A 13,083-nucleotide genomic window follows, 5' to 3' on the forward strand; every position below is an offset into this window, starting at 1 on the left:
AAATTTGCCTAATTCCAGGCAAAGCAGTCCGTATTCCACCGCAACTTTGTTATTTGCCCTTGGGCTTGCTGGCGTAGAACTTCTTCTTTTTGGACTTGCCGTTGTCTGCCTGCGCGTGCGCGGGTACTGCCGTGCGAGGCTTGCGGGCCTCGGGGTTGCGCAGCTCCTCGACACGCTCGGCAATCTCCTCGGCGCTAAAGCCGACCTCTGCCATGGCGTCCTCGATGGGCAGGCGGCACACGATATAGCAGTGGTGCACCTTCTGGTTGCGCGCGAAATCCTCGGGGATGGTCTGCGCCGTAATGTCCTCCAGCACGACGCCCGCGCGTGCGAGCTTGCGCGTCTCGGGGCGGAAGCCACGCAGGTTGCAGCTAAAGATGGCGTGGCCGCCCTGTGCGAGCAGGCGCGATACGCCGGCCAAAAGCTCAACATGGTCGCGCTGGACATCCCAGGTGCGGCGGCCCATCTTGGACGAGTTCGAGAACGTGGGCGGGTCGACAAAGATCAGGTCCCAGCGGTTGCGCGTCTGGCGCTGGTCGCGAATCCAGGCGAGCACGTCGTCGCGCACAAAATGATGCTGCGGACCAACAAAGCCGTTCTGGCGCATATTGCGCTCGGCCCAGTCCAGGTAGGTGTTGGAAAGGTCGACCGTCACGGTCTCCTCGACGCCGCCATCGGCCGCATAGCAGGTGGCGGTGCCGGTATAGGCGAACAGGTTGAGGAAGCGGCGCGCCTGTTTGGCGTGCTCGCGCACCAGGTTGCGGGTGACGCGGTGATCCAGGAAGATGCCGACGTCCAGGTAGTCGTCAAAGTTGACGGCAAAGGTGAGCCCGCCCTCTTCGATGAGCGGCAGACGACGGCGCGCGATGTTGGCGCGCTCGCCCGATCCGCCCTTGCCGGCGCCCTGCTTGCCGTACTGCGAGCCGCCGCGCGAACGCATGCGGGCCTTGGCGTGCACATGCTCGGCCGGAACATCTAGGATGCGTGGCGCGATGGCCAAGATGTCGAGCATGCGGGCCTGGGCTAGTGCGGGGTCGATGGTCTTGGGCGCAGCGTATTCGGCGATGACGAGCCAGCGGCCCGGCGTTTGCGGACAGCCCTCATACAGGTCGATGGCGGCGGAGTAGTCGGGCAGGTCGGCATCGTAGACGCGGTAGCAGCTCACGCCCTCGCGCTTTGCCCACTTGCGACGCAGGCGGGCGTTCTTGCGCAGGCGGTTGGCGAACTGCTCGGACTCCGGGATGAGCACGGGCAGCGGCTTGCCGTCGCCCAAGTCGAGCGTGGCGGCAGGTTCGGACATGGGGGTGTCGGCGGCTTCGTCGTTGGCTTCGTTGGCATCCGCGACCTCGGCCTCGGCATCTGCGCTGGTCGCAGCTTCGAATGCCGCGGCGGCGTGGTCGAGCGAGGGCCAAACCTCAAGAGCCGCCTCCTCGTTATTGGGCATGACGGCGATGGAGCGCGCGGGCTCGGCGTGGAGCGCGCGGGCCAGCAATTCGTCGCGGGTGAGCGCGGCGACCGGTGCCGAAGCGAGTTCGGGCGCGCGGCGCAGCTCGCCGACCAGCGTCATGGCGTCGTGCATGAGCGAAAGCGGGGTCTCGGTGGTGTCTGCGACCACGGCGGCACCGGCGACGGCACCCGCATGGTCCAGCACGGTGGCGGGCTTGGCGGCGCAAAAGTCGACAAAACGCTTGTAGCCAGCGCTCTTGACCATGTGCTCGGCGGTCTTGCGGGCGGCGGGGTCGATGTCTACGGCCACGATGCGCGCCTGGCGCTCGCGCGCTGCCGCCTCGCGCTCGCGCGCCTCGGCAAGCAGCTGCTCCCACAGGACAGCGTCGTGCAGCTGCCAGCCCTCAAAGCCCCAGCGCTCGCGTGCGGCGCCCGGGGCGCGGTCGGTCAGAATGTTCACGGCCTCCAGCAGCAGACCGCCGCCGGCGCACGAGGCATCGATCAGCGTGGGAAGGGCTTCGTTTTCGTAATCGTCGGCCGTCAGCTCGCGCTCGCATAGTGCGGTCCAGCCGACCTGCGCCAGCACCAGGGCGGCGTAGTCGGGGCGCAACACGTGTGCGCCCTCGCCGGCACGAGTCGCAGCGGGCGGCAGACGCTTGAACAGCGGGTCGCCCGAAAGGTCCAGGCTGATGCTCGCGCGACGCTGACGCAGCGAAAGCAGTAGGTGAACATCGGGGTCGGCGGCATCGACGTCGGCACGACGTCCCGTGGTCTCGGCCAGGCGGTCGCACAGCGCGTCTTTGGCGCGCAGGGCCGAGAAGCGCGTGTTGCGCAGCTGCTCGGTCACGCCGCGGGCGGTGATGGCGATGGTGGCGCCGGGGCGGACGATGCTCTCCCAGGCGATGTCGTAAACGCTATCGTACAGTTCATCGGCATCCTGCGCCTCAAAGCGCCCGAGTACCACGAACACACGGCTCGCCAGGCGCGACCACAGACAGGCGCGGTAGCCTTCTTCGAGCTCGCCCTCAAATGTAGCGCGGCCCTTCAGCCGGCGAACATGCGAAAGCCCGAGGCGTTTAAGCTCATCGGCGAGTGCGGACTCAAAGCCCTCGGGGCAGCTTGCGTAAAATTCCATGGGTGACCTCTCTGGTTGCGTCGCTCCATTATATGATGGATGCTTCGTTTGCCCTTATCCTCGAAAGGAACCCATATGATTGATGCGTGTCCCGAACCCGCTGTGCTCTTTTTTGACGTGGACGGCACGCTGACGTCGTTCGATCCCGACAGCATGACCGACAAGGACTTTTCGGCGGTTCGCCCCTCGCAGGCGGTCGTCGAGGCGTTTCATCGCCTGCGCAATGCGGGTCACCAGGCATTTATCTGCACGGGTCGTCCCTTGTGGCTGATCGCCGATGGCCTGCGCGCGCTCGACCCCGCGGGCGTCGTTGCCATGGCGGGAGCGACGCTCGAGGTCGAGGGCCGCGTGGTGCATGAGGATTGCTTTGACGAGCACGTTATCGAGGAGCTTGCACGCCGTATGGCCGCGGCAGGGATTGAGGCCTTTTTCGAGACCAACGTGGCTACTTTTGCCTTGGAACCTGCGGGTGTTGAGCAGTCGTCTCTGATCGGCACTTCTGTGGTGCACAGCGCCGAGGAGATGCGCGTCGACGGCAGTCTGCGCGTGGGCAAGGTATGCCTCAATGTGCCCAGTTTGGCTCGCGTAGCCAATGATGACGGCTTTATCGATCGCGAGTTTGAGCTGTGCAACACCGGTGGCCAGAATCGCGAGCTGAGCCCCAAGGGCATCAACAAGGGCGTGGGCGTGGCGCGAGCGCTGACGTATCTGGGCCGCGAGGGAAATGCGCGCACCTTTGGCTTTGGCGATTCGGGCAACGACCTGGGCATGCTCGCCGCCGTCGAGACGGCCGTGGCCATGGGTAATGCCATGCCCGAGGTCAAGGCGGTCGCCGACTACGTGACCGACGATGTCGCACACGACGGTACCGTCACAGCGATGCAGCATTTCGGCCTCATCTAATGAATCCCGCGTTCTGACGTTTGCTCAAACTGCGACTCTTTGCTTTTGCATGCTCAATCGATTTATCAATCCAAACACTGAGGTGTTTATACCGTTCGCCGAGAAGATAAAAAACCGCAGCTCACGCCTTGATAAACGTAGGTAAAGTGTTTAGCAGTTTAACGCCCGTGTGCAAGCGAAAGGAATCAGGCAGATGGCAATCAAGGTGTTCGCTGACGGTGCAAACCTCGAGGGCATGCTCGACATGTACGAGAACGGCAACGTTCAGGGTTTCACGACCAACCCGTCCCTTATGAAGAAGGGCGGCGTGACGGATTACCGTGCGTTTGCCAAAGAGGTCTTGACCCACATCACCGATGTGTCCGTCTCGTTTGAGGTCTTTGCCGACGACGTCGAGACCATGGAGGTCGAGGCGCGCGAGATCGCTACCTGGGCCGAGAACGTCTACGTCAAGATTCCGTGCGTGACCACCAAGGGCGAGTCCACCGCCGAGCTGGTGCGCAAGCTTTCGGCCGACGGCATCAAGGTCAACGTCACCACCATCTTTACGCCTAAGCAGGTTGACGAGATGGTCGAGGCCGTTGACACCGAGACGCCGTCCATCATCTCGCTCTTTGCCGGCCGCATCGCCGACACCGGCGTCGACCCCATTCCGTTTATGACGGAGTCGGTCAAGAAGGCCGCCGCAAAGCCCAACTGTGAGGTCCTGTGGGCGTCCACGCGCGAGCTCATCAACATTTACCAGGCAGAAGCCTGCGGTTGCCAGATCATTACGGTGCCCAACAGCATCCTGGCCAAGCGCAAGAACATCGGTCGCGACCCGTACGAGGTCTCGCTCGACACCGTCCGCGGCTTTGCCAAGGATATCGCGGCGCTCGGTTTCCATATCCTGCCGTAGCGCGAACACCGACTGTACCGTGGGCTGTTCGCTCCGGCCTTTCCTTTCCCTATCGCTCACGCGCTCCGCGAGGGTCGCGCTAGGCAAAGGAAAGGCCGGGGCTGCCGGCACGAGCTTGCCAGTAGGTTCTGAGCTGAATAAGACTTAGCTGGTGCTGCCTCTTTGATGGGCGGCACCATTTTTGTTGCGGTATCTGCAAGTTTTCCCATTGGGTGAGAAAAACTTGCAAGTTCGACGATGGACAGCGGTGGTTCGTCCTTTGCTGTTACTTGCCCTGTACCATGGTGAGCGAGATCTTCTTGCGGTCGCGATCGACCTTTTCGACCCACACCTTGACCGTGTCACCGACGCGCACCACGTCGCTGGGGTGCTTGACAAAGCGGTTGGCCAGTTTGGAGATGTGCACGAGGCCGTCCTGGTGCACGCCCACGTCGACGAAGGCGCCAAAGTCGACGACGTTGCGCACCGTGCCCTTGAGCTCCATGCCGGGTTCCAGGTCGTCGATGGAAAGCGCCGAGCGGCTAAAGACCACCTCGGGTGCGTCGTCGCGCGGGTCGCGGCCGGGCTTCTTGAGCTCGTTGACGATGTCGATGAGCGTGAGGGTGCCGCAGTTCAGGTCGCTTGCCAGCGCCGAGATACTGCCCAGACGGCGCTCGATGTCGGGCACGCCGCCGCGGCTGAGCTCGCTGGCTTTAACGCCGGCGCGTTCCAGGACGGACGTGGCCACCTCGTAGCTCTCGGGGTGGACGCTCGTCGCGTCGAGTGGGTTCTTGCCGCCGCTAATGCGCAGGAAACCCGCGGCGTTGAGATATGCCTTGGGCCCCAGCTTGGGGACCTTCTTGAGCTGGCGGCGATCGGTAAAGGCGCCGTTTTCCTCGCGGTAGGCCACGATGTTTTTGGCCACGCTCGGCGTGATGCCCGATACGTATCCCAGCAGACTTGCGCTCGCGGTGTTTACGTCGACACCCACGCGGTTAACGACGTCCTCCACCACGTGGCCCAGAGTGCGCGAGAGCTCGGCCTGGTCAAGGTCATGCTGGTACTGGCCCACACCGATGGACTGGGGCGGAATCTTGACGAGCTCTGCCAGCGGGTCCTGCAGGCGGCGGCCCAGGCTCATGGCGCCACGCACGGTGACGTCCAGGTCGGGGTATTCCTGGCTGGCGAGCTCGGAAGCGGAGTACACCGACGCGCCGGCTTCGTTAACGATGGTGTAGCGAAGGCTGGGCGCCTGCTCGGCGATGAACTCCGAGACGACTTCCTCGGTCTCGCGGCTGGCGGTGCCGTTGCCGATGACGATGGTGTTGACGCTGTCCTTTTTGACGAGGCGGGCGAGCTCGCGCTTGGTGCCGGCGACGTCGTGGCGCGGCTTGGTGGGATAGACCACGCCGTGGTCGAGCAGCTTGCCGGTCTCGTCCATGACGGCGACCTTGCAGCCGGTGCGGTAGCCCGGATCGAGCGCGAGCACGCGGGCGCCGCGCACGGGGCGTGCCGAGAGCAGGCCCTCGAGATTCTTGGCAAAGACATTGATGGCCTCGGTCTGCGCACGGACGGTGAGCTTGGCGCGGGCCTCGCGCTCCAGCGAGGGGGCCATGAGGCGCTTGTAGCCGTCAGCGATGGCGGCGTCAAAGACGGGCGCGAAGACGCCCTGGCGTCGGGGCCAACGGCTGCCGAGGCGCGCCGTGGCGGCAGCGCCGTCGACGTTCACGCGCACGCAGAGTTTGCCCTCGCGCTCACCGCGGTCGATAGCCAGCACGCGGTGGTTGGGAATACGGCGCAGCGGCTCATCATAGCTGTAGTACGGCTCGTAGGGGGTCTTCTCGGCGGGGTCGGTGGCCTCGACGATGATGTCGGCGGTGTTTTGCGTAAAGGCGCGCAGGTCGGCGACGTTCTCGGGGTCTTCGGCCACCGTCTCGGCCACGATGTCCGCCGCGCCGGCGAGCGCCTTCTCGGGCGTGTCGAAGCCGGCTTCCTCGTTGACGTAGGCCGCGGCGGTGTCGAGCGCGCTGCCCTTGGCCGAGGCCTGCATGATGATCATGTTGGCAAGCGGCTCCAGGCCTGCCTCGCGGGCCTTCTGTGCGCGGGTCATGCGCTTTTTGCGGTAGGGCTTGTAGAGGTCCTCGACACGCTGGAGCTGCGCGGCCTCGCGAATTTGCTGTTCGAGCTCGGGCGTAAGTTTGCCCTGGGCGTCGATGAGCAGAAGGACGTCCTCTTTGCGCTGTTCAAGATTGCGCAGGTAGGACAGGCGCTCGTCGAGTGCGCGCAGGGCGACGTCGTCCATTCCGCCTGTGGCTTCCTTGCGGTAGCGCGAGATAAAGGGGATGGTGTTGCCCTCGTCGATGAGCTTGACGGCTGCCTCGATGTTGGCGGCCTTAAGGTTGAGCTCGCGGGCAAGCTGGGCGATAAGATCCATGGGACTCCTTGCGTTTAAGGTGCGTTTGCAGCACAGGGCTACCAAGGATACCACCCGTCCCAAAAGGCTGTTTTGGGGCCGCGCCACGAAAACGGCCTATCTACTACGTTTTACCCGTAGGGGCTGACCATGCCTGGTTTTTCCGAAAATCGGCAAGTCGTCTACCTGCGGTTTTTATTTCGCGAAATTTGGCATGGTTAAGGGCGATCGGTTAAACGTAGTAGATAGGCCCATTTCGTGGCGAACGAATCAGACTGAGGTGCAAAATAGCCCCCGCTCCAGAAAAATCGTCGGCAAGGTAGCAAAAGGCCCCGCGGGCAGGAGGCTGCTCGCGGGGCAAAGAAGAGGGGCTTGTTGGCGGCGGGCCAAGGCGCTCGGCGGGGAGTTTGCCGCGACCCGCTCTTAAGGCATTACAGCTCGACGAGCTGGCCGGTCTCGGAGGCCTCCTTGATGGCGTTGAGAAGCGTGAGCGTCTTGACGTTATCGGCGGGGGTCACGACGGGCTCGACCTCGCGGCGGACGACCTTCACAAAGTGCTTGAGCTGCATCTTGTGCGGCAGCGCCGGGTCCACAGCCGGGATCTCCATCTGCAGCGGCTTGTGCCAGTTAGAGGCGCCGTCGTAGGAGAACTGGTGCAGGCGGGGCAGCGACAGGGCGCCCTTAGTGCCGCCGATAAAGTAGGCGTCGGCGTCGAAGGGGCGGTACTGCGGATCCTCGCGAGCGGTTGCCTCCCAGTTCCAGGGGCTGGCGGTGGCGTCGGAGATGGTCATGCTCGCAAGTGCGCCATCGGCAAAACGGACGTTGACCACGGCGGAGTCCTCGGTCTCAAAACCGCGGGCGGCGCTGGACTGCATACCCTGGACGGCAACGGGCTCGCCCAGCAGATAGCGGAGTAGATCGACGTCGTGAACCAGGTTGACCAGGATCGGGCCGGCGCCCTTCTTGCGGCGCCACTCGACATCGAAATACTCGTCGTTCTTATAGATCATGTAGTGGAAGCTCGAAACAGTAAGCTTGCCCAGCTCGCCGGACTCGATGATCTCCTTGGCCTTGTTGACGAAGGGGTTGTGGCGACGGTGCTGGCCCACGAGCACGGGCACGCCGGCGGTCTCGGCCTCGGCGGCGAAGGCCTGGGCATCCTCGAGATCGTTGGAGATCGGCTTTTCGACCAGCGGCACGATGTTGCGCTTTACGGCCTCGCGAGCAACGCCCAAGTGCAGGTCGTTGGGGGTGGCGATAATGACGGCCTCGGGCTTGACCTCGTCCATCATCTGGGCGGGATCGGTGTAAAACGGCACGCCGGCGGCCTCGGCCGTGGCGCGGGCGCCCTCAAAGGCGTCGGCGATGGCGACGAGCTCGGCCTCGGGCTCCTCGGTGACAAAGCGGATGTGGTTGCGGCCCATGGCGCCGGCGCCGATAACGGCAATGCGGACGGGGTTGAGCTCAGACATTTCGACTCCTTAATATTGTTGACCGGTGGAATGCGACAAAGGGGCCGTCCCTTTGTCGCATCGGTAAAACTAGGCGGACTTCTTCTTGCTGTCGGAGACCATCATGTAGACGGTGAGCACGACGGCGATGGCGGCGATCACAATGGCGCCGTAGAAGGACTGCTGGTAGGCGGCGCTGCCGGCCTCGGCGTGATACAGCACGGCGGTGATGGGCTGGCTGATCCAGGTGGAAGCGGCGTAGCCCAAAAACATGATGCCGTAGTTGACACCGATGTTGCTGGTGCCAAAGGCGCCGCCGGTGAGCGGCGGGTAGATGACGAGCAGGGCGCCAAAGCTAAAGCCGAGCAGGGCGAGCGCCACAAAGAACATACCCTGCGTAAAGCTCATCGACATGATGACGAGGGCGACGATGGTGACGACAAGGCTGATGAGCAGCGACTTGTAGGCACCGAGCTTGTCGATGATCTGACCAAAGGACAGACGGCCGACCAGGTTGGCGCAGGTGTTGACGGAGACGACCACACCGCCGAGGGCGACGGCAGCGGCGCTCGTGGGATCGGCGAAGAGCTGGACGGCGGCGATGGAGGCAACCTTGCCGACGAGCAGGGTGCCGGCGGTGGCGGCAAAGGCGAAGGTGACGATGAGGACCCAGAAGCGCGGGGTCTTGACCATCTCGCCCGGGGTGAGGTCGCCGAAGGTGCCGGCATGTGCGCCACCCTTGGGGGCCTCGAAGCCCTCGGGCAGCCAACCGGCCTCGGGGGCCTTCAGGAACAGGGCGGAGGCGGCGATCATCACAAAGAAGATGACGCCGAGCGCCTTAAGGGCGCCAAAGATGCCCAGGCTCGGGATGAGCAGCGAGGCGAGCACCGGGGACAGCACGGCGGGACCGGCGGTCGAAGCAGCGAGGGTGATGCCGGAGGCGAGACCCTTCTTGTCGATGAACCACTTTTGACCGGTGGTGAGCGCGGGGTTGTAGCCCAGGCCGTTGCCGATGGCGGCGACGAGCGAGAACCACAGGTAGAACTGCCACGGCTCGGTGACGGTGCCGGACATGAACCAGCCCAGGCCGTAGCACACGGCGGCGGCGATAACGACGTTGCGCGGGCCGATTTTATCGGAGATGCGGCCGGCGAAGATGCCCGTCACGGCCATGATGGTCTGGAAGACGGGGAAGGCCCAGGTAAGGGCGCTGGACCACTCGGGATAGACGGCGAGCAGGTTCTTGCTTACGACGGAATACAGCGCGATGGAGCTGATGAAGAACATGGTGACGCACGCGGCGGAAAGCACGACAGCGCGACCCTTGTTGGAGTTGGTGGAAGCCATTGGACTCTTTCTAATCGATACGGGGGAGGAGCGGGCGTGTCCGCGGGGCCTCCCTGTCAGGTTGGTTTACTGGTCAGTTGGCTTTGCGACGCCGGACTCATCGGACCAGAGCTCGACACCCTTGTTCTTAAGGTAGTTGTCGGCATAGGCGCGACGGCCGCCGGGCTTGGCGGTGAGGTCGCCCATCATGTTGGAGAAGCCGCCATCGACCTTGATGGCGTCGCCGGTGGTGAAGTCCGAGCGCGTGGACGCCAGGAACATGACGGCGTTGGCGATATCGCTCACCTCGCCGATGCGACGCGTGGCGATCAGACGGCTGCGGCTCTTCTCGACCTCGGGGTCGGCGTAAAAGCTTGCCGACATGGGGGTCTTGACGAAGCAGGGCTCGACGCAGTTGGAGCGCACGCCGTAGGGGCCCCACTCGGCAGCCAGCATCTTGGACATCATGTTGACGCCCGCCTTGGTGGAGCTGTACACGCCCGAGAACGTCTCGGGGGAGTGACTGGCGACGGTCGAGATGTGTACCAAGCGGCCCTGGCCGGCCTTGATCATCTCGCGACCAAAGCGCTGCGAGGTGATGAAGTAACCGGTGAGGTTGACGTTGAGCACCTGCTCCCAGTCGCTCAGCGGCAGGTCCTCCATGGCGGCGAAGCGCAGGATGCCGGCGGTGTTGACGAGAACGTCGACGCGGCCGAAGTCGGCGATGGTGGCATCGACGGCGGCCTGAACCTCGGCCTCGTCGGTGGCGTTCATCTTGTAACCCTCGGCGTGGATGCCAAACTCGGCGGCGAGGTCGGCGGCTGCGGCCTTGACCTTCTCTTCGTCCAGGTCGAGCAGAACGACGTTGGCGCCATTGCGGGCGAACTCGCGGCAAATCTCGACGCCCATACCGCCGAGCGCGCCAGTCACGGCGCAGACATCGCCCTCGAGCTTAAGCCAGTTGCTCATAGGAACTTCCCTTCTTGTCTTCTTGTGCCTCCCTGTGGGTCGCTCCCATTAACCGACCCACGTGGTTTTCGCTGGTTATCGTATGCTTTGCATTTGCGCAGGTGAATTGCATATTTGTTAGAATGGCGTTAACCGTAGGTTTATAGCTTGCAAGACGATGCGCCTTTAATTGAGTGTGTGACCTGCCAAAATAACCCCTTCGGCAGTTCATTGCCATGCGTCTGGAAACAGGAGATTGACGTGTACGATCGACGACTCGAGGCCATATCGGCCGCCGCGGAGCTGGGAAGCTTCTCGCGCGCGGCGGCAAAATTGCGCGTGTCGACTCCGGCGCTCGTCAAGCAGGTGTCGGGCTTCGAGGCCGAGTTTGGTATCACGTTGTTCGAGCGCTCGCATTCGGGCGTCAGAGTGACGCCGGCGGGTGCGTTACTGGTAGACGACGCGCGTTCGATCATGCGCCAGTCCGAGGATGCCCTTCGCCGTGCCCGACGCGCGGCGGGCGATGGCGGCGCGGTGCGCCTGGGCGTGTCGATGATGTGCCCGGGGCGCCAAACGCTGTCGATGTGGTCGGGCATCCACGATCTGGAACCGTCGCTGCGATTTGAGATCGTGCCGGTAAGCGACCTCTACGACGAGCGCGAATCCGTCATGCGTAGCCTCGGTCGAGAGGTGGATGTGGTGCAGTCGAGTTTTTCGACCCCGCGCTGGGGCGATGCCTGCCAAAAGCTCCGCATTGTCAACGTGCCGTTTTATATTGACCTGCCGCGCACGAGCCCGCTGGCGCGCAAGAATCGCATTACGGTCGCCGACTTGGAGGGTATGCGTCTGCGCGTGCTCCGCCACGGCAACGACGCTATGGACAGCCTGCGTATCGATCTGTTGGCCGACGGCGGCGTAGACGTGATCGACGTGGACAGCTTTGACTTTGCGCTCTTTAACGAGGCAGAGGAAAAGGGCGACGCGGTGCTCACCTGCGGCGCATGGTCGGGGGTGCACCCGGCCTTTGTGGGCGTGCCGTTCCTGTGCGGGCGAGAGGTGCCGGTCTTTTTGCACTATCCGCTCGAGCCCACCCTCCAAGTACAAAAATTCGTCAACGCCATGGCCCAACTCCTCAAGTAGCCAAAAGAGTCCCGTCCCAAATTAGCTACCCTTTGCTACGGGTTTAGCGGTCCTCGCGTTGCGGCCCGGCTGCCTCGGCTGTCTTTACGCGGTTCTTATCGACGTACATGTTCTTGTCGGCCTGGGAAAAGAGTTCGCGCATGGTAGGCGGCTCGTCAAAATCGCTGGAAAGCGCATAGCCCACCGCGTAGCTGATGGGCATATCGGGGTGGACTTCGGAATACTCGTTCACGTTCGCGCGAATCCGAGCGAGACAAGATTCCACAGCGGCTCGGTCGGCATCCCGCAGCACCGCGATAAACTCATCGCCGCCGTCGCGACCCACAAAGCACGTCTCCGACGCCACACTTCCCAGTTGTTGGGCAAAAGAGCGAATGTATTCATCGCCCTTCTCATGGCCGAAGTTGTTATTGACCATATGCAGATTGTTAAGGTCGAAGACGCACACCGCAACGGGCTCCTCCGCGGAGACAGGCTGCTCCTGCCCCAAGATCTCCTCGCACTTGTTCTTGTTGGGCAGCCCCGTGGCTTCGTCGAGATAGACTTTGCTCTGCAGTTCGCGATTGAGCGCGGCGGTGCGCACCGCGCGAACGAGTTCGACCGCAAAGGTCGCCACCAAGCCCACGATGTCGATGATCACCAAGCCCTCGAGATAGTTGAGCGCCGACGCCTTCTCCTGAGAGTAGTCCTCTGCGAGTCGCGTAGCATCGTCGCAAATGCCAAAGAACTCCTCGCTCATGGAGATGATGTCGGTGTTCTCATAGCCGACTTCGCGCACGCGGATGATCTCGGTGCAAAGCTCATCAAAATAATTTGCAAGCTCGGTCATTTTTGCCTGATACTCATCGTCGTCGAGACGGACGAGGTTGAGGTCGTCACTTCCGTAACGCAAACCGTTGATGTATGAATCCACGGCTTTGAGCAGGTCATCTTGAGGCTGGCCCGCATCCTCGAGCTTAACGATTCGCTGCGTGGTACCGCGCACCAGACCGGCGTAGTTGACCACACGCGCCGTGCCCTGGATATCGGAGACGAGCAGCATAACATTGATGAAGAAGAAGATGAGAACTGCCGTGAGCACCATCATGAGCAGGCGCACCGCCTGGCCGGCCTTCTTGGCGACAGAAGTATTCACAAGTTCACTCCCCTAAATGACAAAAGAACAGGTAGCACGCAGTGTGCTGAAATTCATGGGTGGTTAACTCTACCATATGGGCCAGCAGCCTCAAACTGCAGCAGACGCTCGTCCAAATTGGCGTGACGCTTGCCTTGTTGTTCTTGACCTGGCCGCGCTATCGGACATGCTTCTGGTCTTGGATCACCATGGGAAAGCTCATCCCGTTTTGTGCGTCTAGAGTGGGATGCGGGGTAGCGCGCAGAGATGTGGTGTAAGAGGCGGGGCATGCCCCGCCTCTTCCCTTTCTTGAAAGGGAGGGGACACCGC

The 13,083-nt window shown here is 62.9% G+C and carries 9 protein-coding genes; 3 read left to right on the forward strand and 6 right to left on the reverse strand.

The window, feature by feature from the left end; genetic code table 11:
• Nucleotides 1–49: 49 nt before the first annotated feature.
• On the reverse strand, nucleotides 50–2,581 hold the full coding sequence (gene rlmKL / locus I2E45_RS05460) for a bifunctional 23S rRNA (guanine(2069)-N(7))-methyltransferase RlmK/23S rRNA (guanine(2445)-N(2))-methyltransferase RlmL (protein WP_195444804.1): 2,532 nt from the start codon (nucleotides 2,579–2,581) through the stop codon (nucleotides 50–52).
• Between the two features lie 75 nt (nucleotides 2,582–2,656).
• Between rlmKL and I2E45_RS05465 the strand changes: the two genes are divergently transcribed.
• Nucleotides 2,657–3,484: an HAD-IIB family hydrolase gene (locus I2E45_RS05465; RefSeq protein WP_195444806.1), complete on the forward strand. Its 828-nt coding sequence runs from the start codon at nucleotides 2,657–2,659 to the stop codon at nucleotides 3,482–3,484.
• Between the two features lie 193 nt (nucleotides 3,485–3,677).
• A complete protein-coding gene (locus I2E45_RS05470) occupies nucleotides 3,678–4,382 on the forward strand; it encodes a transaldolase (RefSeq protein ID WP_195444808.1) in 705 nt (234 codons plus the stop codon).
• Between the two features lie 265 nt (nucleotides 4,383–4,647).
• On the opposite strand, the gene I2E45_RS05475 is transcribed toward I2E45_RS05470, so the two are convergent.
• The 4 genes from I2E45_RS05475 to I2E45_RS05490 all read right to left on the reverse strand — a co-directional run bounded on the left by I2E45_RS05475 (nucleotide 4,648) and on the right by I2E45_RS05490 (nucleotide 10,520).
• Nucleotides 4,648–6,795: a Tex family protein gene (locus I2E45_RS05475; protein WP_195444811.1), complete on the reverse strand. Its 2,148-nt coding sequence runs from the start codon at nucleotides 6,793–6,795 to the stop codon at nucleotides 4,648–4,650.
• 410 nt (nucleotides 6,796–7,205) lie between these two features.
• Nucleotides 7,206–8,246, reverse strand: coding sequence for a Gfo/Idh/MocA family protein (locus I2E45_RS05480; RefSeq protein ID WP_195444813.1), 1,041 nt, complete (start codon nucleotides 8,244–8,246; stop codon nucleotides 7,206–7,208).
• Between the two features lie 69 nt (nucleotides 8,247–8,315).
• Nucleotides 8,316–9,572, reverse strand: a complete 1,257-nt coding sequence (locus I2E45_RS05485) for an MFS transporter (RefSeq protein WP_195444815.1) — start codon at nucleotides 9,570–9,572, stop codon at nucleotides 8,316–8,318.
• 66 nt (nucleotides 9,573–9,638) lie between these two features.
• A complete protein-coding gene (locus I2E45_RS05490; RefSeq protein ID WP_195444817.1) occupies nucleotides 9,639–10,520 on the reverse strand; it encodes an SDR family NAD(P)-dependent oxidoreductase in 882 nt (293 codons plus the stop codon).
• 240 nt (nucleotides 10,521–10,760) lie between these two features.
• Between I2E45_RS05490 and I2E45_RS05495 the strand changes: the two genes are divergently transcribed.
• Entirely contained in the window at nucleotides 10,761–11,639 is an 879-nt protein-coding gene (locus tag I2E45_RS05495; RefSeq protein WP_195444819.1) for a LysR family transcriptional regulator, read from the forward strand.
• Nucleotides 11,640–11,682: 43 nt separating this feature from the next.
• Here I2E45_RS05495 and I2E45_RS10545 read toward each other — a convergent pair whose 3' ends face one another.
• Nucleotides 11,683–12,774, reverse strand: coding sequence for a GGDEF domain-containing protein (locus I2E45_RS10545; protein ID WP_226812474.1), 1,092 nt, complete (start codon nucleotides 12,772–12,774; stop codon nucleotides 11,683–11,685).
• Nucleotides 12,775–13,083: the final 309 nt, after the last annotated feature.

The sequence above is a fragment of the Collinsella aerofaciens genome (assembly GCF_015555045.1).
In the GTDB taxonomy this organism is placed as follows: Bacteria; Actinomycetota; Coriobacteriia; order Coriobacteriales; family Coriobacteriaceae; genus Collinsella; species Collinsella aerofaciens_W.